At 73.5% G+C, this 24,802-nt stretch carries 17 protein-coding genes; 9 read left to right on the top strand and 8 right to left on the bottom strand.

Annotated features, from left to right (window positions below):
• Window positions 1-2 precede the first annotated feature (2 nt).
• The 3 genes from ACZ66S_RS22290 (at window position 3) to ACZ66S_RS22280 (ending at window position 5,595) form a co-directional block, all read left to right on the top strand.
• Window positions 3-2,774 carry a DEAD/DEAH box helicase gene (locus tag ACZ66S_RS22290; RefSeq protein ID WP_469903252.1) on the top strand — a complete coding sequence of 924 codons (2,772 nt, stop codon included), beginning with the start codon at window positions 3-5 and terminating at the stop codon, window positions 2,772-2,774.
• Window positions 2,771-4,042: an SWIM zinc finger family protein gene (locus ACZ66S_RS22285; RefSeq protein ID WP_469903251.1), complete on the top strand. Its 1,272-nt coding sequence runs from the start codon at window positions 2,771-2,773 to the stop codon at window positions 4,040-4,042. The genes ACZ66S_RS22290 and ACZ66S_RS22285 overlap by 4 nt, the downstream gene beginning before the upstream one ends.
• Window positions 4,043-4,254: 212 nt before the next feature.
• On the top strand, window positions 4,255-5,595 hold the full coding sequence (locus tag ACZ66S_RS22280; RefSeq protein ID WP_469903250.1) for an esterase-like activity of phytase family protein: 1,341 nt from the start codon (window positions 4,255-4,257) through the stop codon (window positions 5,593-5,595).
• Between the two features lie 17 nt (window positions 5,596-5,612).
• On the opposite strand, the gene ACZ66S_RS22275 is transcribed toward ACZ66S_RS22280, so the two are convergent.
• Window positions 5,613-6,089, bottom strand: a complete 477-nt coding sequence (locus ACZ66S_RS22275) for a hypothetical protein (protein WP_469903249.1) — start codon at window positions 6,087-6,089, stop codon at window positions 5,613-5,615.
• A gap of 479 nt (window positions 6,090-6,568) precedes the next feature.
• Window positions 6,569-7,735 carry a xylose isomerase gene (xylA, locus tag ACZ66S_RS22270; RefSeq protein ID WP_469903248.1) on the bottom strand — a complete coding sequence of 389 codons (1,167 nt, stop codon included), beginning with the start codon at window positions 7,733-7,735 and terminating at the stop codon, window positions 6,569-6,571.
• Window positions 7,736-7,917: 182 nt separating this feature from the next.
• Between xylA and xylB the strand changes: the two genes are divergently transcribed.
• From xylB to exaC, 5 genes are all read left to right on the top strand, one after another.
• Entirely contained in the window at window positions 7,918-9,363 is a 1,446-nt protein-coding gene (xylB, locus tag ACZ66S_RS22265; RefSeq protein ID WP_469903247.1) for a xylulokinase, read from the top strand.
• 7 nt (window positions 9,364-9,370) lie between these two features.
• Window positions 9,371-10,579 carry an ROK family protein gene (locus ACZ66S_RS22260; protein ID WP_469903246.1) on the top strand — a complete coding sequence of 403 codons (1,209 nt, stop codon included), beginning with the start codon at window positions 9,371-9,373 and terminating at the stop codon, window positions 10,577-10,579.
• Window positions 10,580-11,053: 474 nt separating this feature from the next.
• On the top strand, window positions 11,054-11,653 hold the full coding sequence (locus ACZ66S_RS22255) for an N-acetylmuramoyl-L-alanine amidase (RefSeq protein WP_469903245.1): 600 nt from the start codon (window positions 11,054-11,056) through the stop codon (window positions 11,651-11,653).
• Between the two features lie 97 nt (window positions 11,654-11,750).
• Window positions 11,751-13,031, top strand: a complete 1,281-nt coding sequence (locus tag ACZ66S_RS22250) for a GAF domain-containing protein (protein WP_469903244.1) — start codon at window positions 11,751-11,753, stop codon at window positions 13,029-13,031.
• A gap of 56 nt (window positions 13,032-13,087) precedes the next feature.
• The gene (gene exaC / locus ACZ66S_RS22245) at window positions 13,088-14,611 is read left to right on the top strand and encodes an acetaldehyde dehydrogenase ExaC (RefSeq protein WP_469903243.1); all 1,524 of its coding nucleotides are present in this window, start codon (window positions 13,088-13,090) and stop codon (window positions 14,609-14,611) included.
• A 19-nt stretch (window positions 14,612-14,630) separates the two neighbouring features.
• Here the strand turns inward: exaC and ACZ66S_RS22240 are convergent, their stop codons facing one another.
• The 6 genes from ACZ66S_RS22240 to ACZ66S_RS22215 all read right to left on the bottom strand — a co-directional run bounded on the left by ACZ66S_RS22240 (window position 14,631) and on the right by ACZ66S_RS22215 (window position 23,996).
• Window positions 14,631-15,470: an endonuclease/exonuclease/phosphatase family protein gene (locus ACZ66S_RS22240; RefSeq protein ID WP_469903242.1), complete on the bottom strand. Its 840-nt coding sequence runs from the start codon at window positions 15,468-15,470 to the stop codon at window positions 14,631-14,633.
• A 111-nt stretch (window positions 15,471-15,581) separates the two neighbouring features.
• On the bottom strand, window positions 15,582-18,509 hold the full coding sequence (locus tag ACZ66S_RS22235; protein ID WP_469903241.1) for a hypothetical protein: 2,928 nt from the start codon (window positions 18,507-18,509) through the stop codon (window positions 15,582-15,584).
• Window positions 18,510-18,511: 2 nt separating this feature from the next.
• Window positions 18,512-20,368: an HSP90 family protein gene (locus tag ACZ66S_RS22230; RefSeq protein ID WP_469903240.1), complete on the bottom strand. Its 1,857-nt coding sequence runs from the start codon at window positions 20,366-20,368 to the stop codon at window positions 18,512-18,514.
• 41 nt (window positions 20,369-20,409) lie between these two features.
• A complete protein-coding gene (locus ACZ66S_RS22225; RefSeq protein ID WP_469903239.1) occupies window positions 20,410-21,396 on the bottom strand; it encodes a hypothetical protein in 987 nt (328 codons plus the stop codon).
• Window positions 21,397-21,762: 366 nt separating this feature from the next.
• Complete coding sequence (locus tag ACZ66S_RS22220; RefSeq protein ID WP_469903238.1) at window positions 21,763-22,509, bottom strand: gamma-glutamyl-gamma-aminobutyrate hydrolase family protein; 747 nt, start codon at window positions 22,507-22,509, stop codon at window positions 21,763-21,765.
• Window positions 22,506-23,996: an aldehyde dehydrogenase gene (locus tag ACZ66S_RS22215; protein ID WP_469903237.1), complete on the bottom strand. Its 1,491-nt coding sequence runs from the start codon at window positions 23,994-23,996 to the stop codon at window positions 22,506-22,508. Before ACZ66S_RS22215 ends, ACZ66S_RS22220 begins: the two co-directional genes overlap by 4 nt.
• A gap of 93 nt (window positions 23,997-24,089) precedes the next feature.
• Here ACZ66S_RS22215 and ACZ66S_RS22210 point away from each other — a divergent pair, with 93 nt between their 5' ends.
• Window positions 24,090-24,800 (top strand): type 1 glutamine amidotransferase, encoded by a 711-nt coding sequence (locus tag ACZ66S_RS22210; protein WP_469903236.1) that lies wholly within the window; start codon window positions 24,090-24,092, stop codon window positions 24,798-24,800.
• The last annotated feature ends 2 nt before the right edge of the window (window positions 24,801-24,802 follow it).

The following is a 24,802-nucleotide window of genomic DNA, read 5'->3' as shown; positions in this document are numbered from 1 at the left end:
CCGTGTTCGTGCCCGGTGACCCGGCCCGGACCGGCAGTGTGGCCTTCTGGCGGCCCGACGGCGCTCCTCCTCCCGCTGTCGCGGCGGGGACGGTCGAGGACCTGACGCTCGTGCGGCCCGACGACGGCGGTGTCGGTCTGGTGAGCCTGCCCGCGCTGCTGCTCCCGGTCCGTGCCGCCCTGCCGGTCCTCACGCGTGCGCGTACCTCCCCGCACGGGCACCGGGCGACGGTGTTCTGGGGGGCCGCGAGCGTACTGGCCCTGCAGTGCGTGGCCCGGGGCCTGCTGCTGCCGGGCCTGTCCCCCACCGACCACGACGCCTGGCGGGTGGGTCCCCTGGGCGCCGCGGACGTCGAGCGGGTCCGCCGGCTCGCCGCGGCGATGCCTCCCGAGGCGCACTCCGTGCCGCTGAGCACCGCCGAGCCGCTGCGGCTGCCCGAACCCGAACAGGTGCTGCGCGCCTTCCTGGACGCGGTCGCCGACACCCTGCCCCGCTCCCCCGCGGCGCCCCTCGTGACGGGCGCACCCGCCTACGCCGCCCGGGAACCTCGGCACGTGCCGGAGCAGCGGGCGTGGGCGGCCGATGTCGCCGCGGGCCACGACGCGGGCGTGCGTGTCTCGTTGCGGATCGAGGCGCACGGCCTGGACGGTGGTGGGGAACCGGCCTTCCGGGCCGTGCTCCAGGTGCACAGCGTGAGCGATCCGACGCTGGTGGCGGACGCCGCCGACGTATGGGGCGGCGCCACCGCCTTCGGCCCCCACGCGCGGATGGACGGCCTGCTGGCGCTGCGCAGGGCCGCACGCGCGTGGCCCCCGCTCGCCCCGCTGCTCTCGGCGGCCGTGCCGGACGCGGTCGAACTCACCGACGAGGAGATCACCGATCTGCTCTCGACGGGCGCGCGGGCCCTGTCCGAGCCGGGCGTCGAGGTGCACTGGCCGAAGGACATGGCCAGAAGGCTCACCACGCGCGCGACGGTCGGTCCACCGGACGCGAGCGACCGGGTGCCGTCGGACACTCCGTCGTTCCTGTCCGCCGACGCCCTGCTCGCGTTCGACTGGTCGTTCGCGCTGGGCGACCAGCAGCTCACGCGCGAGGAGCTGGACCGACTGGCCGAGGCCAACCGGCCGGTGGTGAAGCTGCGCGACCAGTGGGTGCTGGTCGACCCGCACGAGGTGCACCGGGCCCGCGTCCGGCAGGACCGCAAGGTGACGCCCGTGGACGCCCTGAGAGCCGCTCTGACGGGCTCCGCGGAGGTGGACGGCAGCCGGGTCGACGTACGGCCCACCGGGTGGCTGACGGCCCTGCGGGACCGGCTGGCGGACCCGGAGGGTCAGGAGCCGGTCCCGCAGCCCGCCGCGCTCACCGCGACCTTGCGGGACTACCAGCGCCGCGGCCTGAACTGGCTGGCCCGCATGACGTCCTCGGGCCTCGGCTGCTGTCTCGCCGACGACATGGGACTCGGCAAGACCATCACCCTGATCGCGCTGCACCTGCACCGGCAGACCGACCCGGAGACCGCCGGACCCACTCTCGTGGTGTGCCCGACGTCCCTGATGGGCAACTGGCAGCGTGAGATCGAGAGGTTCGCACCCGGTACGCCCGTGCGCCGCTTCCACGGTCCGCGGCGCGAGCTCGACGGTCTGGCCGACGGGGAGTTCGTGCTCACCACCTACGGCACCATGCGCCTGGACGCGTCCCGGCTGGCCGAGGCCGCGTGGGGGATGGTCGTGGCGGACGAGGCGCAGCACGTGAAGAACCCGTACTCGGCGACGGCCCGGGAGCTGCGCTCGATCGGGGCACGCGCACGCGTGGCGCTCACCGGTACCCCGGTGGAGAACAACCTGTCGGAACTGTGGGCGATCCTCGACTGGACGACTCCGGGGCTGCTGGGCCGGCTCGGCACCTTCCGCGCCCGGTACGCGCAGGCCGTGGAGAGCGGTCAGGACCCGGCCGCCGCGGAGCGTCTGAACCGGCTCGTGCGCCCCTTTCTTCTGCGCCGCCGCAAGTCGGATCCGGGAATCGCCCCGGAGCTGCCGCCGAAGACGGAGACCGACCGTGCCGTGTCGCTGACCCCGGAACAGGCCGGCCTGTACGAGGCCGTGGTGCGCGAGACCCTGGAGGAGATCGCGGGGGCGGACAGCATGGCGCGGCGCGGGCTGATCGTGAAGCTGCTGACCGGGCTCAAGCAGATCTGCAACCACCCCGCGCAGTTCCTCAAGGAGGAGCAGCCGGTCGTCGCCGGCCGTTCCGGGAAGCTGGAACTGCTGGACGAACTCCTCGACACCATGGTCGCCGAAGGGGCGGGCGTCCTGGTGTTCACGCAGTACGTGCGCATGGCCCGGCTGATCGAACGGCATCTCGCGACGCGCGGTCTGCCCTCGCAGTTCCTGCACGGCGGGACGCCGGTCGCCCGGCGCGAGGCGATGGTGCGGCGCTTCCAGGAGGGTGAAGTCCCGGTGTTCCTGCTGTCGTTGAAGGCGGCGGGCACCGGTCTGAACCTCACCCGGGCCGAGCACGTCGTGCACTACGACCGTTGGTGGAACCCGGCCGTCGAGGCGCAGGCCACCGACCGCGCGTACCGCATCGGCCAGACGCGTCCGGTGCAGGTGCACCGGCTGATCGCGGAGGGGACGGTCGAGGACCGCATCGCGGACATGCTGCGCCGCAAAAGGGAGTTGGCCGACGCGGTGCTCGGTTCCGGCGAGGCGGCGCTGACCGAGCTGACGGACGCGGAGCTGGCCGACCTGGTGGAACTGCGAGGGGGCGCACGATGACGGGACACGAGGGTGACACGGAGCGCACGTTCGCGGCGCTGCCGCCCGCGCACGGGCGGGGTTTCGCCCGGACGTGGTGGGGCCAGGCGTGGCTGCGGGCGCTGGAGGACACCGCGCTGGACTCGGCGCAGGTGAAGACGGGCCGCGGTCTCGCCCGCGCGGGGGCGGTGGGCGCCGTGTCGGTGCGTCCCGGGCGCATCACGGCCGTCGTGCAGGACCGGGACCGCACCGCGCACCGGGCCGACGTCCTGCTGGCCGAACTGTCGGACGGCCAGTGGGACCGTCTCCTCGACATGGCCGTCGAAAGGGCCGGGCACGTCGCGGCGCTGCTTGACCGCGAGATGCCGCCGCACCTGGTGGAGGACGCGGCGTCCGAGGGCATCGAACTCCTGCCGGGGCTGGGCGATCTGGAACCGGAGTGCGACTGCGGCGCCTGGGACCACTGCGGGCACACGGCGGCTCTCTGCTATCAGATGGCCCGCCTGCTGGACCAGGACCCGTTCGTGCTGCTGCTGATGCGCGGTCGGGCCGAAAACGCCCTCCTGGACGACCTCCAGGCCCGCAGCGGTGCCGTGCCCGAGCAGGAGGCTCCTGAGCCGGAGGGAGTCGATGCCGCCGAGGCGTACGCGACCGGCGACATCCTGCCGCCCCTGCCCGAGCCCGCCCCGCTGCCCGAGGAGCCCGGCCTGCCGCCCGCCCTGGACACCGAGGCACCGCCGGGACCGGGAGTCGACCCGGTCGCAGTACGCCATCTGGCCGCCCGGACCGCCGTGGAGGCACACCGGCTGCTCGCGGAGGCCCTCCGGCGGCCGTCCGAACGTCATTCGCACCCGCCCAAGTTGTCGCTCGGCCAGGACGCCGTACGCCTCGCCGTCGCCGCGCCCGACCAGGCACTGGTGGAACGTCTCGCCGCCGGATCGGGACGCGTTTCGGAGTCGCTGGCGGACGCCACGCGCGCGTGGGGGCTCGGTGGCGTGGACGCGCTGTCCGTGCTGGAAGAGACCTGGGAGCCGTCGGGCGGCGCCCTCGCACGCGCGCGTACCGCTCTGGAGGCGGCCTGGGACGAGGACGAACGCCCTGCGCTCACGGCGGACGGCAACCGGTGGACGGTCGTCGGCGCGCGGGCCCAGGTGCGCCTCGGGCGGGACGGCCGGTGGTGGCCGTACCGGAAGGACCACGGACGCTGGACGCCCGCGGGCCCGGCGGCCCTGGACCCGGCGACGGCCCTGGCCTCGGCGGAACTCACCTCGGTCGAGCGCACGGGGTAGTTGCGCGGGTCCCCGCGGGATCCGGGCCAGGTTGAGGGGGTCGCGCGGGACACGCCACGTCACCCCCGGCCGAGCACGCGGCACGCGTGTGCGTGTCGCGGTGCCGGGTCGACGTACGGCGGATGCCAGGCGTTCACCCGCCGGTCGCGCGGCGTTCCGGGCGGGGCCCAAATCTGGCCACTGTCAGCGAACCAGGTTCCCCAGGAGGACCCATGACCCCGCGCTCCACCGGCCGACGGCCCGTCAGACGCACCGCCGCGGCGGGCGTACCCCTCGCCCTGGTCGCCGCCCTGGGCGCGGCGGGTCCGGCCACGGGTGCCCCGGCCGACGAGGCGAAGGTCGTCCGTACGGCGACGCTCGGCGACATCCCGCTCGGCGCGTTCAGCAACAAGTTGCTGCCGGGCACGGTGGACGACGACCGCGGGGTGGACCTCGGCGGCATCGGCAGCGACATCTTCCCGACGGGCCGCAAGGGCGAGTTCTGGACCGTCACCGACCGCGGCCCCAACGGCCAGATCAAGGTCGCCGGCACGAAGCGCCGCACCTTCCCGGTCCCGGGCTTCGACCCGGCGATCGTGCGGATCAGGGTGTCCGGCGACACCGTGAAGGTGCTCGACGCGATCCCGATCACCACCTCCTCCGGCCGAGCCGTCACAGGGCTGTCCGACCAGCAGGGGCGTGACGAGGCGCCGTACGACTACAACGCGCTCACGGCCCTGTCGTACAACCCGAACGGCCTGGACACCGAGGGCATCGTGCGAGCCGAGGACGGCACCTTCTGGCTCGTGGACGAGTACGGGCCGAGCCTGGTGCACGTCTCCGCGCGCGGGAAGGTCCTCACGCGTTACGTGCCCAAGGGGCTGAACCTCACCGGCGCCGGCTACCCGGTGGTGGAGGCGCTGCCGTCGGTGCTGCTGCACCGGAAGGTCAACCGGGGCTTCGAGGGGCTCGCCCAACTGCCCGGCGGCGACCTGGTGCTGGCCGTGCAGAGCCCGCTGTCCCTGCCGGACACGGACGCCGGGGAGGCCTCGCGGAACACCCGGCTGCTGCGTTTCTCACCGCGGAAGAAGGCGGTCACCGCGGAGTACGCCTACCGCTTCGACCCCGTGAACGTGGTCGACCCGAGCGAGGACGACACCTCCGAGCTCAAGATCTCCTCGATCGTCTCGGTGGGCGGTGACCGGCTGCTGGTCGAGGAGCGCACCGACAAGGCCGCACGGCTGCAACTGGTGCGCCTGGGCCGGTCCTCGGACATCCTCGGCGGCTCCTGGGACGACGACTCGACGTCGCCCTCGCTGGAGCAGCTCGACGATCCGGCGGCCTCGGGAGTGCCGGTGCTCGCCAAGAAGCTCGTCGTCGACCTGGGCACGGTCGCCGGCGTGCCCGGAAAGATCGAGGGCGTCGCGCGGGTGGACCACGACACGCTCGCCCTGATCAACGACAACGACTTCGGGATGACGGACGGGACCGGGGCGTTCGACGCCGAGGGCCGGCTGGTGGACAGCGGGGTGGAGACGACGGTGACGTACGTCAGGCTGCCGCACCGGCTCTGACTCTCCCGAACGCCGGATCACCCGATCAGGGACGGGAGCAACGACTCGAGATCGCTCGGGAACTCGCTGGGCAGGTTGCTCGGCAGGTCGCTCGGGAACTGGGACGGGAGCTCGCTCGGCAGCTCGCTGGGGAGCTGTGTCGGCAGACTGAACGACGGCTTCGGAGAGCCGCTCGTGCTGGTCGACGGGGGCGGGCTCTTGTCCGGCGAGTCGTCGTTGCCCGACGCCATGAACACCACGAGGGCGACGGCCAAGGCCGCCGCGATCACGGCGAGAAGGGCGAACAACGGGCCGCGGCGGCGTCGTGGGGCGCGGGGGCCGGGTCCGCCCGAATCGTGGCCGACGGACGGTATCGGCTGGGTCGACGGCATACCGCCGTACCGGTGCGGGCCGTTGCGCCCGTGGTCGTCGGGGGGCGGTCCGAAACCCCCGCCCGGGGGTGGGATGTCACCCGGCGGTCCGGGCGGCTGGGGCGGTACCGGCGGCATGGCCATACCGTCCACGGTCACCTCGAACCGGTCGGGAAGCGACCCCCGCGCGGACGTTGATACGCCCTCATGCCGTGGACCACACGATTCCGGCACACTCCGCACGAGGATCGGGGGCGGGCGCGTGGATCGAGGCAGGCCCCTGAGCCCGGCGGCCTGCGCGCGCATCCAGCCAGGGACTCAGATCCGGGCAGGCGCACCGATTCCGGCAGACGCACAGGTCCGGGCAGAAGCGCCCACCGCCGTGGCAGACGCTCCGGTTCCGTCAGACGCACAGGTCCACGCAGACGGGCGCACCACCGTGGCGGGCGCCCAGGGCACGGTGCCCGGCACGTGGACGCGGCAGGCGCGCGGACGGTGGCGACCGGCGCACGGGCCGGCGGCAGCGGCAGCACCCGCGGCCGCATCGCCAGGGCCCGCGCGATCGCCACCCGCTGCCGCTGCCCCGCACGGCCACGAAAAACACGCACGCGCGTGGGTTCGGTTCAGCCGCGCGCACCCAGCAGGTGGTCCATGGCGAGCTGGTCGAGCTGCTCGAAGGCCATGCCGCGGGCGGCGGCCGCCTCCACGTCGAAGTCCTCGAAGGCACTGCGGTCCGCGAGCAGCGCCTTCAGGCCGTCCGCGGCCGTCCGCTGCGCCAGCTCGTCCAGACGCGAGGCACGCAGCGCCTCCTGGACCTGCGGGTCGGCACGGAAGGCGGCGGCGCGCTCCTTGAGGATGAGGTAGTTGCGCATGCAGCCCGCGGCCGACGCCCACACCCCGTCGAGGTCCTCGGTCCGCGGCGGCTTGAAGTCGAAGTGCTTCGGGCCGGCGTACCCGGCGCTCTCCAGGAGGTCGACGAGCCAGAAGGCGGCACGCAGGTCGCCGGCGCCGAAGCGGAGGTCCTGGTCGTACTTGATGCCGGACTGGCCGTTGAGGTCGATGTGGAAGAGCTTGCCCGCCCACAGGGCCTGCGCGATGCCGTGCGGGAAGTTCAGCCCCGCCATCTGCTCGTGGCCGACCTCGGGGTTCACGCCGTACAGCTCGGGACGCTCCAGGCGCTCGATGAACGCGAGCGCGTGGCCGACGGTGGGCAGGAGGATGTCGCCGCGGGGCTCGTTCGGCTTGGGCTCGATGGCGAAGCGCAGGTCGTAGCCCTGCTCGGTGACGTACTCGCCGAGGAGGTCGAAGGCCTCCTTCATGCGGTCCAGGGCGACGCGCACGTCCTTGGCCCCGCCGGACTCGGCACCCTCGCGGCCGCCCCAGGCGACGTAGGTCTCGGCGCCGAGCTCGACCGCCAGGTCGATGTTGCGGATCGTCTTGCGCAGGGCGTAACGGCGCACGTCGCGGTCGTTGGCGGTGAACGCGCCGTCCTTGAAGACGGGGTGCGTGAAGAGGTTGGTGGTCGCCATCGGCACCTTCATGCCGGTCGCGTCCAGGGCCTCACGGAAGCGCTTGATGTGACCCTCGCGAGCGCTGTCCGAGGCCCCGAAGGGGATCAGGTCGTCGTCGTGGAAGGTCACGCCGTGGGCGCCGAGCTCGGCCAGGCGCTGCACCGTCTCGACCGGGTCGAGGGCACCGCGGGTGGCGTCGCCGAACGGGTCCCTTCCCTGCCAGCCGACGGTCCACAGGCCGAAGGTGAACCTGTCCTCGGGGGTGGGCTGGTAGTTCATGACGCGGCTCCTTGCTGCTCCGGACTATTTCGTCATGGCGGTTTACAAATTAGTATGCGCACACGTCTCTGGGAAGAGACAAGCTGTCTCCGGAGTGGAGACAACAACCACATCGAGGTCGCGAGCCCCGTCGAGGCCCCGGCCTCAGCAAGATCACGAGCCGCGCAACAAGGGAGAGACCGATGTCAGCAGCCGAGGGTCCGCTCGTCGTCGGCGTGGACACGTCCACCCAGTCCACCAAGGCACTGGTGGTCGACGCGGCCACCGGCCAGGTCGTCGCGCGCGGCCAGGCCCCGCACACCGTCTCCTCCGGGGCCGGCCGGGAGAGCGACCCGCGCCAGTGGTGGGACGCGCTGTCCGAGGCCCTGCGCCAGTGCGGGGACGCCGCCCGCGAGGCCGCCGCGGTGTCGATCGGCGGCCAGCAGCACGGCCTGGTCACGCTGGACGCACAGGGCGAGCCGGTACGCCCGGCCCTGCTCTGGAACGACGTGCGCTCCGCGCCGCAGGCCAGGCGTCTCATCGAGGAGCTGGGCGGCCCGAAGGCCTGGGCGGAGCGGACCGGCAGCGTCCCGGGCGCCTCCTTCACGGTCACGAAGTGGGCCTGGCTCGCCGAGCACGAGCCGGAGGCCCTGCGCGCCACGAAGGCCGTACGGCTGCCCCACGACTACCTCACCGAGCGGCTCACCGGGGAGGGCACCACCGACCGCGGCGACGCCTCCGGCACCGGCTGGTGGGCCTCCGCGACGGAGGCGTACGACAGCGAGATCCTCGCCCACGTGGGCCTCGACCCCGCCCTGCTCCCCCGCGTGGTCCGGCCCGGCGAGGTGGCGGGCACCGTGCGCGACGGACATGACCTGCCGTTCTCGAAGGGCACCCTGGTCGCCCCGGGCACCGGCGACAACGCGGCCGCCGCGCTGGGCCTCGGCCTGCGCCCCGGGACGCCGGTGATGAGCCTGGGCACCTCCGGCACGGTCTACGCCGTCTCCAAGCACCGCCCCACGGACCCGACCGGCACCGTGGCGGGCTTCGCCGACGCCCACGGCGACTGGCTGCCGCTCGCCTGCACCCTGAACTGCACGCTCGCCGTCGACCGGGTCGCCGCCCTGCTGAACCTCGACCGCGAGGCCGTCGAGCCGGTCTCCGGCGTCACCCTGCTGCCCTACCTGGACGGCGAGCGCACCCCGAACCTGCCCAACGCCTCCGGCCTGCTGCACGGCCTGCGCCACGACACCACCGGCGGACAGCTCCTCCAGGCCGCCTACGACGGTGCCGTACAGGCGCTGCTCGGGGCGCTGGACCTGGTGCTCGACCAGGACGCGGACCGTTCGACCCCGCTGCTGCTGATCGGCGGCGGCGCGCAGGGCGCCGCCTGGCAGCAGACCGTACGACGGCTCTCGGGGCGTCCCGTCCAGGTGCCCGAGGCCAAGGAACTGGTCGCCCTCGGCGCCGCCGCCCAGGCCGCCGGACTGCTGACCGGCGAGGACCCGGGCGCGGTCGCCCGGCGCTGGAACACCGCCGCGGGACCCGTCCTGGAGGCCGTGGAGCGGGACGAGGAGACGCTGGCCAGGATCGCCGGGGTACTCTCCGACGCGGCGCCGCTGCTGGAGCGGGGGACCTCTGGGGAGTGAGGGAGGCATGACCGCACCGCTGCACGACGCCCATCCGGCGGGACCGGGGCGCGGCCTGCCCGACACCCAGCGGGGCATGCGCCGCCGCAACCTGGCCCGCGTGATGCACGCCGTGCGTGCCGAGGGGCCGCTGTCGCGTGCCGCGGTGGCCTCGCGGATCGGTCTGACCCGGGCCGCGGTGTCGACCCTCGTGGACGAGCTCATACGCTCGGGGCTGCTGGAGGAGCTCGGCCCCGAGCGTCCCGGCCGGGTGGGCAGACCGGGCTCCGCACTCGCCGTGAGCGGGCGCGGGCCCGCCGGCATAGGCGCCGAGATCGGCGTCGACCACCTCGCGGTGTGCGCGGTGGACCTGCGCGGGCAGGTGCGGTCGCGGTCGGTGCGGTACGCCGCGAACCGGGGCCGCTCCCCCGAACCGGTGATCGCCGAACTCACCGCGCTGGTGCGCCGGGTGGTGATGGAGGCGGAGGGCGAGGGCCTGTGGCCCGCCGGACTCGCGGTGGCCGTGCCGGGTCTGGTCGCGCGGGACGCCCGGACCGTCGTCCGCGCCCCGAACCTCGACTGGCACGACACGGATCTGGGCACCCTGCTGCCCGACGACCTCCCGCTGACCGTGGGCAACGAGGCCAACTTCGGCGCGCTGGCCGAACTCTGGCTCGGCGACGGCACCCCCCATGACTTCCTGCACGTCTCGGCGGAGATCGGCATCGGCGCGGCGCTGGTCGTGGACGGGCAACTGCTGCGCGGCACCCGTGGTTTCGCGGGCGAGCTCGGCCATGTCCCGGTCCGCCCGGACGGACCCGGGTGCCCCTGCGGCGGACGCGGGTGTCTGGAGCAGTACGCCGGCGAGGAGGCGGTGCTGCGGGCGGCCGGCCTGGAGCCGGGCGAGGACCAGGTGGGGCTGCTCGCCCAGCACGCGGCGGACGGCGACGAGGCCGTACGGGGCGCCCTGCGCGAGGCCGGGCAGGCGCTCGGGATCGCGCTGACCGGGGCGGTCAATCTGCTGGACCCGGAAGCCGTCGTGCTCGGCGGTGCGCTGGCCGGGCTCGCGCCCTGGCTGCTGCCCTCCCTGCGGGACGAGCTGGCCCGGCGCACCGCCGGTCCGGCCTGCCCGGTGTCGGTGTCCGACCTGGGTTCCGAGGGCCCGCTGCTGGGGGCGGCGCACTCGGTGGTGCGGGCCGTGCTGGACGACCCTGCGGTTGTGGGTGCCCGGGCCTGAGCGTCCGTCAACTCACCCGGACGAGTGAGCGGGTTGTCCACATTCCCGACGTCGTCCACCGGAACACCGGCGCCGCCCCGCCCGACCGGATCCGGCCGTAGCGTGATGCACACGAGGCACACCACCGCCACGGACGAACGGCCTTCGCGGGGCCCGTCCGTGCACGGCACGAACCACACCCACGTCCCCGATCCGTCTCCGACACCAGTCACACCCGCACGGCCAGCCCGTCCGCGACACCAACCGCACCCGCACGGCCTTTCCGTGCGCGACACCGACCACACCCGCACGACCCGCCCGTCCGCGACACCAACCACACCCACGCCACCGAGATCCGCCGGGAACGGCCGTCGGCGCGCGAGACTCACCGCGGAGCACACGACCGGCTCCATGTCCGCGGAGCACCCGACCGGCTCCGTTTCACCGCGGTGACCCCGCTCGGCCCAACGCCGCTGAGACGAAAGGCACTTGACCATGGAACGCGCCAGACCGCCACTCGACCGACGGCGGCTGCTGAAGGGGGCCGTCCTGGCCGCCGTACCGTACGCGCTGCTTCCCGAGACGCGGGCCGGGGCCACCCCGCAGCCCGTCGACCACCCGTTCGCCGAGTGGCAGCCGGCCACGTCGGCCAACTTCACGGCGTCGGACCGCCCCTGGTCCTACCAGGTGGACCGGGTGATCATCCACGTCACCCAGACCACCTACACCGACGCCCTGGACATCTTCCGCAACCCGGCCAAGCAGGTGTCCGCCCACTACGTGGTGCGCTCGGCCGATGGTCATGTCGCGCAGTGCGTGCGGGAGGCGGACGTCGCCTGGCACGCCGGGAACTGGGACTACAACACCCACAGCATCGGCATCGAGCACGAGGGGTGGGTGGACCGGCCCGCCTACTTCACCGACGCCCTCTACCAGGAGTCCGCGAAGCTCACGGCGGGGATCTGCGGGAGATACGGCATTCCCAGGGACCGGGCGCACATCATCGGCCACTACGAGGTGCCGGGCACGGACCACACCGACCCGGGGCCGCTGTGGGACTGGGACCGTTACCTGCGGATGGTCGAAGCCGTGTGAGCCGCCCATCGTTCGGGTGACGCCCGTCGAAGAGGTTGTTTGCGCGCGTACCGGGAGTGACGATGTCTCCAGCCGCATCGCGTTCCGGGAGGCCGAGTTGACCGATCCGTGGGTGGCCCTGGAGCCGGGCGCCGACCCCGCCGAGCGGGTCCGGCTGCTGCGGCGCGCGCACGAGACGTTCACCGAGGCGGGCACGGTGCAGCGGCCGGTGCGACCGGTGGTGGCCGACTCGTGGCGGCGTTCCGCGCGGGCCGGCGTCGGCCCCGACGGCACGGCGAGCGTCGAACTCAGCGACGGCGACCTCGGTTCGTACCGGGCCGAGCATCCGCTGGCACGGGTCATGCCGTTGTTCCGTGAGCTGATGGGGACCTTCGCCTCCGACGGGGAGCACCTGCTCGCGGTGTGCGACGAACACGGCAGGCTGCTCTGGGTGGAGGGCCACGCGAGCACCCGCCGGCAGGCGGAGTGGATGAACTTCGTGCCGGGCGCGCGGTGGGCGGAGACCGCGGTGGGGACGAACGCGCCGGGTACGGCGGTCGCGGTGGACCGGCCGGTGCAGGTGTTCGCGGCCGAGCACTTCATCCGCCGGGTGCAGCCGTGGACCTGCGCGGCGGCGCCGGTGCACGATCCGCGGACCGGGCGGGTGCTCGGGGCCGTGGACATCACCGGCGGGGACGGGCTCGCCCATCCGCACAGCCTGGGCTTCGTCCAGGCGGTCGCGCGGGCCGCCGAGTCCCAGCTCGCGCTGCTCCTGCCGCAGCAGTCGGCCACGGACAGGATCGAGCTGAGCGCGCTGGGCCGGGACGAGGCGCTGCTGGCCGGGGGCGGTCGCCGGGTCAGGCTCAGCCGCAGGCACAGCGAGATCCTGGTGCTGCTGTCCCGGCACCCGGAGGGCCTGACCGGGGACGAGCTGCTGTGCGCGCTGTACGAGGACGAGTCGGTGACGCCGGTGACGCTGCGGGCCGAACTCGCCAGACTGCGCAGGGTCCTGGGGCCCGGGCTGCTGGCGTCACGGCCGTACCGGCTGACCGTGCCGGTCGAGTCGGACGTGGCGGTGGTGGAACGGCGGTTGGAGAGCGGGGCGGTGACGGCGGCGGCGCGCGGGTACGGCGGACCGCTGCTGCCGGCCTCGCAGGCCCCGGCGGTGGTGCGGCTCAGGCGCCGGGTCGCCGACGGGCTGCGCACGGCGCTGGTCGCCCGCCGGGACCCCGACCTGCTGGCGGACTGGGCGCACGCGTCGTGGGGCGAGGACGACGTGGAGGTGTGGCGGGCGCTCGCGGCGGTGCGGCCCACGCCGAGTGTGCGGGCCCGGCTGGCCGCGCTGGAGTCGGAGCTGGCCGCGCCGACGGCAACGTGGTTGCAACGTCCGCGCTCCTAGCCTCACGCGCAGAGCCGCCCGACGGCGGGCGGCGCTGCTGAAGGAGGCTGGCCAGCATGACCCGTTACGCGGCACCCGGCACCGAGGGCGCGATCGTCTCCTACCAGGCGCGCTACGACCACTTCATCGGTGGCGAGTACGTGCCGCCGGCGCGTGGGCAGTGCTTCGAGAACCCGTCGCCGGTGAACGGGCAGCCCTTCACCGAGGTGGCGCGCGGTACCGCCGAGGACGTGGAGCGGGCGCTGGACGCCGCGCACGCCGCCGCGCCCGCCTGGGGCCGGACCTCGGTGACGGAACGCTCCGACGTCCTCCTCAGGATCGCCGACCGTATGGAGGCGAACCTGGAGAAGCTCGCCGTCGCGGAGAGCTGGGAGAACGGCAAGCCGGTGCGCGAGACGCTGGCGGCCGACATCCCCCTGGCCATCGACCACTTCCGGTACTTCGCGGGGGCGATCCGTGCGCAGGAGGGTTCGCTCGGCGAGATCGACGACGACACGGTGGCGTACCACTTCCACGAGCCGCTCGGTGTCGTCGCGCAGATCATCCCGTGGAACTTCCCGATCCTGATGGCGGTGTGGAAGCTGGCCCCGGCCCTCGCGGCGGGCAACGCGGTCGTCATCAAACCGGCCGAGCAGACCCCGGCGTCCATCCACTACTGGATGAGCCTGATCGCGGACCTGCTGCCGCCGGGTGTGGTGAACATCGTCAACGGCTTCGGGGTGGAGGCCGGCAAGCCGCTCGCGTCGAGTCCGCGGGTGGACAAGGTGGCGTTCACGGGCGAGACGACCACGGGGCGGCTGATCATGCAGTACGCCTCGGAGAACATCAAGCCGGTCACCCTGGAACTCGGCGGCAAGTCGCCGAACATCTTCTTCGACGACGTCTGGGCGCGGGACGACGACTTCCGGGACAAGGCACTCGAGGGGTTCACGATGTTCGCCCTGAACCAGGGCGAGGTCTGCACCTGTCCGTCCCGGGCGCTGATCCAGCGCGGCAACTACGCCGAGTTCCTCCAGGCGGCCGTCGCCCGCACCGAGCTCATCAGGCCGGGGCACCCCCTCGACACCGACACGATGATCGGCGCCCAGGCCTCCAACGACCAACTGGAGAAGATCCTCTCCTACCTGGACGTCGGCCGGCAGGAGGGCGCGAAGGTCCTCACCGGCGGCGAACGCATCGAGTACGACGGCGAGTTGAAGGGCGGCTACTACGTCCAGCCGACCATCTTCGAGGGCGACAACCGTATGCGGATCTTCCAGGAGGAGATCTTCGGCCCGGTCGTCTCGGTGACCTCCTTCGACGACTTCGACGACGCCCTGAAGATCGCCAACGACACGCTGTACGGCCTCGGGGCCGGCGTGTGGACCCGGGACATGAACACCGCGTACCGGGCGGGCCGGGCGATCCAGGCGGGCCGCGTCTGGACCAACTGCTACCACGCCTACCCGGCGCACGCCGCGTTCGGCGGGTACAAGCAGTCGGGGATCGGGCGGGAGACGCACAAGATGATGCTGGAGCACTACCAGCAGACGAAGAACCTGCTCGTGTCGTACTCGCCGAAGAAGCTCGGGTTCTTCTAGGCCGAGGTCCGGGCGTCCCCTAGGCCGGGTTCACGTCCGCGTACAGGACATGGTGGTCCGACACCGGGTTCGGGTCGACCCGGTGGCGGACGGGGGCGTAGCCGCGCAGGAAGACGTAGTCGAACTTGCTCTGCCAGTCGGTGGTCGGCTCGCAGGCGCCGCCGGCTCCCGGGCGGCACTGCGGGTCCGCGTCCGCGGCCAGTTTCCACATCGGGGTGAGTTCGTAGCCGTCCGGCACGGAGTTGAAGTCGCCGATGACGATGGTGCGGTCGTGCCGGGCGACCTCTTTGGCGAGCACGCCGACCTGGTCCGCCCGGACCGCCTCCTGGCGTCGTTCGGCGAGGTGGGTGTTGAAGACGCGGACCCGGTGGCCGCCCACGGTGGTGGTGACCGCCATGTACCCGCGGTCCTCGGAGCCGCCGTCGGGGTACTCCTCGGCGACGACGTCGCTCATCGGGGCCACGGAGAGGATGGCCTCGCCGTAGCCGCCCGGGTTCCAGGGCGCTCCCCCGCAACGGCCCCAGCTCTGCAGGACCGGCGCGTACTCGACGTGGTAGACGAGTCCGTGGAGGTTCTCGAGGTAGTCGCGGATCTTCTCGACGTCGCTCACGCACGCCTCCTGCAGGCCGACGACCTGGGGCGCGAAGCGGGCGATCTCCGCGGCCCGGTCGTCGTTGCCCGTCTCGCAGGGGTTGCAGAGGTTCCAGGTCATGACCCGGTTCGGCACCACGGGCTCGACCGGTTCGGGGGGCAGTGATCCGGCGTCGAGGGCTCCGCTCGGGGCGCTGGGGCCGGACAGCACCATCCAGGCCACGATCATGGCACCCACGATCAACCACGTGCCCTTTCCGAGCACCATCGCCTCCTCAGCGTGGACGGACGTACCGGGCCCCCGATGTCTGCTTCCCGAGGTTATGACACCGGGCTCGGCCCGCGGAACGGGAACGGGTCCCGCGGGCCGGCCGCCGTGTCACTCCTCGTCGCGCAACCGGGCCGCCAGAGAGGTCAGCGACTCCGTTTCCTCGGTGTGGCCCGCGGCGGTCAGCAGGGCGATCGCCGCGTCGAGGCGGGTGAGGGCGGGAGCCGGGCGTTCCAGGTAGAGGCCCTCCACGGCGCCCGCGAGGCGGACGCACTCGGCCCACTCGCCGGCCCGGTCGTCCCCCGGGCCCGGCTCGCCGAGCAGGGTCAGGGCCTTCTCCAGGGCGGCCAGCGCGTCCTCGTACGCGCCGGCGTAGGCGTTGACCCGCCCGTGCTCGTAGGCCAGGGCGCTGTCCAGGGAACGGCCGGCGGCCTCGTACCCGGCGGCGCGGGCCTCGTCGGCGATCCGGTCGGCGTCGGCGAGGTAGGCGAGGGCGTCGGTCAGGCCGTCGGCGCCCCGCTGCTGCGCCTGGAGCCGGCCGAGTTCGCGCAGGCAGTTGCTGAGCAGTTCGTAGCGGGGGGCCTTGGCGTGGGCGGCGATCGCCTGGTCCGCGGCCTCGCGGGCGGAGCCGAACTCACCGGACTCGCCGAGGAGTACGGCCGTCTCGGCGGCGATCATGGCGTGGCTGCCGGGGTCGTCGTCCCAGCCCGCCGACTCGGCCGCGAGGGCGGCGAACTCGGCCGTGGCGGCCTTGATGTCCTCGCCCGCGCGCAGTGCGCGGGCGCGGGTGAGGCGGAGCTGGGCGGCGAGCCGGTCGTCCAGTTCTCCGGCGGTGACGTCCGGTTCGGTCAGCAGGGAGTCCAGCAGGGCGATGCAGTCCTCGACGCGGCCCAGGTCGAGGCTGAGCTGGGCCGCGTTGCTGTAGGTGCAGAACGCGTCGATGCGGTCGCCGTCGCGGAGGCTGATCTCCGCCGAACGCGTCAGGTGCCGCAGGGCCTCCTCGGGGCGGCCCAGGTGCATGCAGGCCTCGGCGAGATCGCCGTGGAGGCGGGTCAGGTCGACCGTGTCGGAGGGCCACTCGGCGGCCTGGCGCAGGGCTTCGGTGAGGTCGGTGTGCGCGGTCTGCGGGTCCCGGAGGGCGAGCTGGAGCCGGGCGCGCAGGCCGAGGGTGCGGGGCAGGTGCCAGGCGGGGCCCTGCGCCTTCAGTCGGTCGAGGAGGGCGTCGATCTCGGTGACGGCGGCGGGCAGGTCGCCGGAGATGGCGTGCGTGCTGGCCCGCAGGAGCAGGGCGCCGGAGATCTGCCCGTCGAGGTCGTGTCGGGTGGCGAAGGCGTGCAGCAGGTCCGCCTCGGCGAAGACCGGCGCGACGTGCTCCTTGCTGCCCGTGGTCTGGAGGCGCAGGCCGAGCGCGGTCGCCCGCAGCCGCAGCAGGCGGGCCTCCTGGTAGGGGGCGAGACCGCTCGCCTCCTCGTGCAGGCGGACCAGGGACGCGTGGACGTCGGTCAGTGCGGCCGCCTTGGCCTCGTCGGCCTCCTCCCCGGGGATCTGGGCGGTGGCGAACAGGGCGCAGGCGCGGGCGACAGCCGCGTGGCCGGGCTCGGCGGCGTCGTCGTAGAGGCCCGCGGCCTCCTCGTGGAGGGCTGCGGCCTCGGCGAACCGGTCCTTGTTGCCGGCCTCGCTCGCCTCGTCGGCGAGCAGGTCCGCGCGCAGCCGGACCAGGGGCCCTACGGCGGGGTCGTCGGGGTGGGTGTAGTCGCGGGCGGCGACGAGCGTGCGCAGCCGGACGAAGCGGGGCCGGGCGTCCGGGTGGCCCTGCTCCTCGGACTGCCGTGCCTGGCGGATGAGTTCGGCCAGGTCGTCGGGGAGGGCGGCGGCGCCGCGGGGGGCCGGCGCGGCGACCGGGGCGGCCGGGGCGACGTCGTCGAGGCTGCGGGTGCGCAGGGTCAGTTCCAGCGCGTCGAGGAGGGGGGCCCGGTCGAGGCGGGCCCTGCGGCGGTCGGTGTGGGTCGAGGTGCCGTTGCGGGCGTCGAAGCGGGCGGCGAGGTCGTCCGCGCGGCTTTGGACCTCGGCGTGCAGCCCGGCCACCGTCCAGGTGCGGCCGGGGTAGCCGGCGGCGGGCAGGTCGCCGTGGCCGAGGTGCTCGACGCGCCGCAGCAGGACCTCGACGCCGGTGAGGAAGTGGAGCTGGTCCAGGGGCGAGTCGACCTCGTCGAACAGGTTCCGGTTCTCGGCGAGCAGTTCCAGACCGCGGGCCTCGTTGCCGGTCAGTGCGCAGAACTCCAGGTGCCGGCCGACCTCGCCGGACATGGCGGGGTTGCGGCGGCAGCCGCGGTAGCCGACGAGGTGCAGTTCGCGGGCCCGGTCGGCGCGGCCGGTGCGCAGCAGGGGCAGCAGCGCGTACGAGATGGAGCGGGACGGCTCCTCCTGGCAGGACTCCTTGCCGTTCAGGACGGGTTCCCAGGTGCGCAGGGCCCGCTCGTCGTCGCCGGCCACGAGGTGGAACAGGGCGCGCTCGCAGATCTCGCAGGCCTCGCAGTCGCTGAGCCGGGTGCGGGTGCGGCCGGCCCACAGCTCGTAGGCGAGGGCGGTGTCCTCGCCGACGTGGGCGGCGAGCTGGTACGCCTGTCCGTAGTAGGGCTGCAGGCCCAGGCCGGCCTTCTCGTAGCGGTCGCGCATCTCGGTCAGCCACTGGCGCAGGCTGGCCAGCGGTATCTCGGGCAACTGGCGCAGGGCGTGGCCCACCCACTTGAACCGCCAGAAGATCATGTGCCGCAGCCGGTCGTCGAACACGTCGGGCTGCTCGTCGAAGAGGGTGAGCAGCCGGGCGAAGACGACGGGCGACTTCCGCGGCTCGGAGCCGTAGGTGTACGCCTCCTGGAGTTCGAGCAGGGCGTGGACGAGCGGTACGGGCTCCGCGAACTGCTCGGCGGCGTCGACGAGTTCCTCGGCGGTGACGGTGCGGGTGCGGCCGTAGGGACGCTCGTCGTTCTCCTGGAGCGCCTGGTACAGCTCGTCGGTGGTCTGGATCACGGTGGGCATCGTCAGCGGTCCTTGCGGAGGGCGTGGGCGAGGAGGTCGAGGAAGGAGCGGTTGATGAGGCTCGACTCGGCGGGCCTGAGCGGGCGGCGGGACAGCATCGCGGCCTGTCCGTAGAGGGCTTCGGCGCTGGTGCGGGCCAGCTCGGGCTCGTCGATGGCGACGGCGGTGCGCACCAGCGGATTGAGCTGGTTGAGGATGAGCTGGGCCCGCGGGGCCTCCTGGCGCAGGGCGCCGAGGATGTCGCCCCACACACCGCCCTGCTGCTCGCGGGCGAGCTGGGAGCGGGTGCGTTCGTGCCGGGCCTCGCGGCTGTCGAGGAGCAGGGCGGGGGCGGAGGCGGGCTGGAAGGTGCGCAGCGCGACATCGCAGTCGAAGACGGCGAGGGCGTCACGGGCCTGGGCGAGGTAGGCCGCGGCGGCCAGCTCCGTCTCCCGGTCGACGGGGTCGAGGTGGGCGGTGAGGGTCGCCGGGTCGAGGTCGGCGACGGTGACCTCGGGGCGGACCTCGGGCAGCCGGTGGACCAGGGCGCGGTCGTAGGTGTAGCCGCCGTTGACGACGCCGAGTCCGGCGGCCGAGGCGATCGCCGCGACCTGGCGGAACTCCTCCACGCTCGACGTGACGAGCACGGTGCGGTGGGTGCGCGCGAACTCGTCGAGGGTGGCGTGTCCGTCGGTGGTCTCGAACGGCAGCCAGGGCAGCAGCATCCTCATGATCTCGTCGTCGTGCACGGCGAGCGACTTCACGGCCAGGTGGTGCACCTGGAGGAACCGGCCGAGGAGTTCGGGGTCGCTGGCGGCGGCCTTGGCGATCCAGGCGCGCAGGTGCTCGGCGAGGGCGTCGCGTACGGCGGCGAGGGTGTCGTCCTCGTACAGGGACTCGCGGGACGCCGTCGGGCGCAGGCTCTCGGCGTCGACGACACAGCGGACGAAGAACGCCCAGTCGGGCAGGATCTCCTCGGCCTGCTCGGACAGCAGCATGCCCTTGACGTGCACGCGGTGGCCGTGGCGGCGGCCGGCGGGGACCGCCTCGGGCAGCACGCAGGCGATGCCCTTCAGACCCACGGCCGGCAGGTCCAGTTCGATGGTGTCCAGCGGCTTGAACCCGAACACCTCCTCGCCGTAGGCGGCCAGGGCGCGGGAGCGGGCTCCGGGGGTGGGGTGGGTGCGCGCCCAGGGCGCGGGCTCGGGGTTGACGGGCGCGCCCGGGCCGCCGGGGCCAGCGGTGCCGTCGTCGAAGGTGACCGGGTGGCGCAGCAGGGAGCCGAAGTGGCGGGCCAGCGCGTGCACCTGGGCCGGGCGGGTCCACTCGCCGGCGTCGGCGCGGGGCGTCAGCGTGACGGTGGTGCCGGGGCGGGGGCGGGTGGCGGCGGGCAGGGTGCGGACGGTGTAGCTGCCGTCGCCGCGTCCGCGCCACTCCACGGCGGGTGCGTCGGGGGTGCGGGCGGAACGGCTCACGACGTGGATCTCGTCCGCGACCAGGAAGCAGGAGAGCAGGCCGATGCCGAACTGGCCGATGAAGTCGGCGCGTTGTTCGGCGATGCGGTCGGCCCGCTTGCTGCTGCGGCCGATCGTGGCGAGGAAGGTGTGCACGTCGGCCTCGGTGAGTCCGACGCCGTCGTCCTCGACGCGCACCACGGAGCCGTCGGCGTACAGGCGGATGCCGAACGCGTCGGCGGGGGCGCCCGGTTGGAGGTTGTGCCGGGCGGTCAGCGCGTCCACGGCGTTCTGGAGGAGCTCGCGCAGGTAGACGCGGGGGCTGGAGTAGAGGTGGTGGGAGAGGAGGTCGACGAGGCCGCGCAGGTCCACCTGGAAGGTGCGGTCGGCGCCGGCCGGGTTCGAAGGGGTGTCGGGCAGAGTCATCGGGCAGTCCGGGGTGAGGTCGTCGACGAAGGGCGGGCGGGTCAGGCGCGGCGCCGGAAGCGGGCGTACGCCTTCTCCGGTTGCGCCATGTACGTCCAGGGCCACGAGGTGTAGGCGCCGCCCAGTTCGTGGAAGACACGCGGGGCCACGATGCTCTCGGAGGACAGGGCCAGGGCCATGGCGAAGATGTTGAAGTCCTGCTGCCAGCCGAGGGGTCGTCCGTAGGCGGGGTGCAGGATGCTGCGTCGGGCCGCCTCCCTCAACTCCTCCTGTACCTGGGGGGTGTCGAGGTGGTCCTGGCTGTCCGACTCCACCCACTCCTCGATGTGGGCCATGGCGATCACGCAGCCGAGGCGGTGTCCGTCGGGCGCGCCGGCGAAGGCCTCGCGGGCGAACGCCAGGGCCTGGCCCGGTTCGCCGCCCCAGCGGGGCTGGAGTTGGGACACCCACCCGATGTGGGTCTCCAGGTCCAGCGGGTCGCGGCGCAGGGCTGCGTCGCGCCGGGTCTCGTTGACCGCCGGGCCCAGGGACATGCCGCGACCCGAGGTGAGGAGGCGGCTCCACGGGGTGATCCAGTCGGGCCGCAGTTCGGCGGCCGCGAGCAACTGCTCCTCGGCGATCTCCAGCCGTTCGTGGAAGACGCGCCACTGCTCCTGCGTGACGTTCACCGCGCGCGCGGAGGTGCGGGCCTCCCAGCCCCAACTGACGTGCCGGGTACCGGATATCAGCAGGGCGGTCGCCCGGTGCTCCGCGTCCTCCTCGACGGCCTTGCCGATCCAGTCCTGCACACCGTCCAACTCGGCGAACTCGCCGAGGACCTTGTGGTCACGGCCGAGGTCGAAGGGGGCCAGGGCCGCCTTGACGGCCGTCCAGTCACCGGCGTCGGCCGCCTCCACCAGCGCGAGCACCCGCGTGTCCCCGAGAGCGCGCAGCGGATACGTCCCGTTCCGCTGCCTGCGCGGGACGGGCAGGGCGTACGGATTCTCCTCCGGTCTCTCCGTGTCCCTGCCGAACAGCTTGCCGAACATGACGCGCCCTCCCCTGGTCCCGCGTGATCGTCCGTGCAGCATAAACGGCCCCACTGACACCGCTTCCACAGGGTTTTCACCCGCGCTCCACGGGTCCTGACGCAGCCGCCCCGGGCGCCGGGCGGGCCGCGAGCAGTCGGCACAGGGCCGCGGCGAGGGCCTGGTCGCCGCCCGCATCATCGGAGGGCCTGTTCGGGTGTTGCGGGGCGGTATGCGGTACGCCCGCCGGGCCGCGACCGAGCACCGCTGCGGCGCCCGGGGCTCGTGCCACGCCACCGGCGACGGCGTGTACGGGGCCGTGGCGTGCTGTCGGGGCCAAGGCCACAGGTGCCGGTCGCTCCATGACGGACGCCGCTCCCACCTCGGTCACCGCGGGGAGGTCCGCCTTCGCCGAGCGATGCGACCGCCCCCGTCTCGGGCCGCTCGGACCAGGGCGTCGAACAGGCCCTGTTGGGCGGGGTCCTCGTGGGCCGTGTCCTCGGGGTGCCACTGGACGGCGGTGAACCAGCCTCGGGCGTCGGGGAGTTCGAGGCCCTCCACCGTGCCGTCGGCGGCGTGCGCGGTGGCCGTGAGTCCCTTGCCCAGGCGGTCCACGCGCTGGTGGTGGTAGCAGGAGACGTCGGTCTTCTCAGCGCCGGTGGCCCGTTCCAGCAGGGTGCCGCGCCGGATCGTGACCGGGTGGACGAGGTGCCGGTGGTCGCTCTCCATGTGCTGTTCCAGGGTGCCGCCGAGGGCCACGTCCACGACCTGGAGGCCGCGGCAGATGGCCAGCAGGGGCAGGCCCGAGTCCAGTGCGGCGCGGGCGACTTCGAGGTCGAAGGCGTCCTGGAGGTCGTCGACGTCGTAGACGGCCGCGTGGGTGCCGTCAGCACCGTAGCGGTGCGGGGCGAGGTCGCCGCCGCCGGGGAGCAGGACGCCGTCGAAGCGGGCGAGGCGGGCCGGGACGTCCCCGGCGGCGGGGTGGATGCCCGCCGGTTCGCCGCCGGCCCGCCACACGGCCTCGACCAGCGCGCGGGCGTTGACCTCGGCGGCGTACCGGAGGGCGGACGTGGTGGCGGAGAAACGGGCGGGGATCGCGATCAGAGGCCGCGCGGACCTGTGCTCCGGGTTCACAGTTGGATCCAGGTCGTCTTGAGCTCGGTGTACTTCTCCAGGGCGTGCACGGACTTGTCACGGCCGTTGCCCGACTGCTTCATGCCGCCGAAGGGCACGGTCAGGTCGCCCTCCTCGTAGCAGTTGACCCAGACGGTGCCGGCCCGCAGGGCGCGGGAGACCTTGTGGGCGGTGGACAGGTCGGAGGTCCACAGGGCGGCGGCGAGGCCGTACTCGGTGGCGTTGGCGAGCCGTACCGCCTCGTCGAGGTCGTCGAAGGTGAGCACGGACAGGACGGGGCCGAAGATCTCCTCGCGGGCCAGCCGCATGCCGGGGCCGACCCGGTCGAAGACGGTGGGCTCCAGGAAGCTGCCGCCCGTCCCGGTCAGGGTGCGGCCGCCGCCGGCGCGCAGCCGGGCCCCTTCGTCGAGGCCGGTGGCGATGTGGTCCTCGACGCGGGCCAGGTGGGCCTCCGTGACCAGGGCGCCCATCTCGGTGGCCGGGTCGAGGGGGTCCCCGACCCGCAGCTCCCGCGCCCGCGCGACGACGGCCTCGGTGACCTGTTCGGCGACGGAGGAGTGCACGAGGAGCCGGGAGGGAGCGGTGCACATCTCGCCCTGGTTGAAGAAGATGCCCCAGGCGGCGGTGGCCGCCGCCTGCTCCAGGTCGGGGGCGTCGGGCAGGATGATGTTCGGCGACTTGCCGCCCAGCTCCAGCCAGACGCGCTTGAGGTTGGAGTCGGCGGAGTAGCGCAGGAAGTGCCGGCCGACGGCGGTGGAGCCGGTGAAGGCCAGCACGTCGACGTCGGGGTGCAGGCCGAGCGCTCGCCCGGCCACCGGCCCGTTGCCGCCCACCACGTTCAGGACGCCGGGCGGCAGTCCCGCCTCGGTGGCGAGGCGGCCCAGCAGCAGCCCGGAGAGCGGGGAGTTCTCCGACGGCTTCAGTACGACCGTGCAGCCGGCCGCGAGCGCCGGGGCGACCTTCCAGCCCGCCAGCGTCAGGGGGAAGTTCCAGGGCACGACGGCGCCGACGACACCGGCCGGTTCCCGGGTGACGAGGGCGAGGGCGTCGGGGGCGGTGTGCGGGGACTCGTCGGTGAGCTTGTCGGCGAGCTGGCCGTACCAGCGGAAGGTGTTGACGAGCGCGCGCAGTTCGATGCCGTACGCGTCCGTGACGGGTTTGCCCATCTCCAGGCTGACCGTCAGGGCCAGTTCCTCGCGTCGCTCCTCGATCAGGTCGGCGATGCGCAGGAGCATCCGGCCGCGCTCGGCGGGGGCGAGGCGCGGCCACGGGCCCGAGTCGAAGGCCCGCCGGGCGGCCCGCACGGCGAGGTCGACCTCGACCCGTCCCGCGTCCGCGACCTGGGCCAGCGCCTGGCCGTCGCGGGGCGAGACGAGGGTGAAGGCCGCTCCCCCGCCGGGGTCGTCGGCCCCGTCGATGTGATGGGCACCGGACACGTCCAGCACCTTGGCCCGGCGCAGCCACTCCTCGTGCGTGACGTCTGGCATGGAAGACCTCCGAGATATTATTTGAATCCAAACGATATGATCGGCCCGGGCCCCGGCACAAGAGGCCCCCGGCAACGGAAAGGAGCACCCGCCGTGCGCGCACTCGTCCTCATGCACGACCACGCGACCGAGCCCGGACTGATCGGGGCACGACTCCAGGAGCGCGGGTACGACCTCACGACCGTGACCGTCGTGCCCGCGGAGCGCCACCACGCGCCGGACGTCTCCTTCACGTTCCCCGCGCCCGACGACTGGGACCTGGTCGTGTCGCTCGGCGCCCCCTGGTCGGTGTACGACGAGACGGCGGTCGGCACCTGGATCGGCGGCGAACTCACCCTGCTGCGCAAGGCCCACGGCCTCGGCGTCCCGGTACTGGGCGTCTGCTTCGGCGCGCAGGCCCTGACCACCGCGCTCGGCGGTTCGGTCGGACCGGCGCCGCGACCCGAGATCGGCTGGACCCGGATCGACAGCGACGACCCCTCCCTCGTGCCGGAGGGGCCCTGGTTCCAGTGGCACTACGACCGCTGCGCCCCGCCGCCGGGGGCTGTGGAGGTGGCCCGCAACGAGGTGTGCGCGCAGGCCTTCCGGTCCGGTCGCAGCATGGGGGTGCAGTTCCACCCGGAGATCACCACGACGGTCGTGCGCCGGTATCTCGACCTCGGCGGCAGGGAGCAGTGCGTGCGGCAGGGTGTCGATCCGGAGGAGCTGCTCGCCCGCAGCCGGGCCCTGGAATCCGTGGCACGGGAGAACGCCGGGCGCCTGACCGACGCGTTCCTCGACCGGGTGGCGAACACCCCCGTGTGACG

Source organism: Streptomyces sp. NPDC107471 (assembly GCF_055582845.1).
The sequence above is the reverse complement of the archived record's forward strand: the minus strand, read 5'-3'. Positions and strand labels throughout refer to the sequence as shown.

What these genes read in the sequence shown, in the direction of transcription:
- xylA (WP_469903248.1), bottom strand. Translation starts at nt 7,735, where the DNA reads ATGAACTACCAGCCCACCCCCGAGGACAGGTTCACCTTCGGCCTGTGG.
- xylB (WP_469903247.1), top strand. Translation starts at nt 7,918, where the DNA reads ATGTCAGCAGCCGAGGGTCCGCTCGTCGTCGGCGTGGACACGTCCACC.
- ACZ66S_RS22230 (WP_469903240.1), bottom strand. Translation starts at nt 20,368, where the DNA reads ATGACTCTGCCCGACACCCCTTCGAACCCGGCCGGCGCCGACCGCACC.
- ACZ66S_RS22235 (WP_469903241.1), bottom strand. Translation starts at nt 18,509, where the DNA reads ATGCCCACCGTGATCCAGACCACCGACGAGCTGTACCAGGCGCTCCAG.
- ACZ66S_RS22280 (WP_469903250.1), top strand. Translation starts at nt 4,255, where the DNA reads ATGACCCCGCGCTCCACCGGCCGACGGCCCGTCAGACGCACCGCCGCG.
- ACZ66S_RS22260 (WP_469903246.1), top strand. Translation starts at nt 9,371, where the DNA reads ATGACCGCACCGCTGCACGACGCCCATCCGGCGGGACCGGGGCGCGGC.
- ACZ66S_RS22255 (WP_469903245.1), top strand. Translation starts at nt 11,054, where the DNA reads ATGGAACGCGCCAGACCGCCACTCGACCGACGGCGGCTGCTGAAGGGG.
- ACZ66S_RS22285 (WP_469903251.1), top strand. Translation starts at nt 2,771, where the DNA reads ATGACGGGACACGAGGGTGACACGGAGCGCACGTTCGCGGCGCTGCCG.
- ACZ66S_RS22240 (WP_469903242.1), bottom strand. Translation starts at nt 15,470, where the DNA reads ATGGTGCTCGGAAAGGGCACGTGGTTGATCGTGGGTGCCATGATCGTG.
- ACZ66S_RS22225 (WP_469903239.1), bottom strand. Translation starts at nt 21,396, where the DNA reads ATGTTCGGCAAGCTGTTCGGCAGGGACACGGAGAGACCGGAGGAGAAT.
- ACZ66S_RS22215 (WP_469903237.1), bottom strand. Translation starts at nt 23,996, where the DNA reads ATGCCAGACGTCACGCACGAGGAGTGGCTGCGCCGGGCCAAGGTGCTG.
- exaC (WP_469903243.1), top strand. Translation starts at nt 13,088, where the DNA reads ATGACCCGTTACGCGGCACCCGGCACCGAGGGCGCGATCGTCTCCTAC.
- ACZ66S_RS22275 (WP_469903249.1), bottom strand. Translation starts at nt 6,089, where the DNA reads ATGGCCATGCCGCCGGTACCGCCCCAGCCGCCCGGACCGCCGGGTGAC.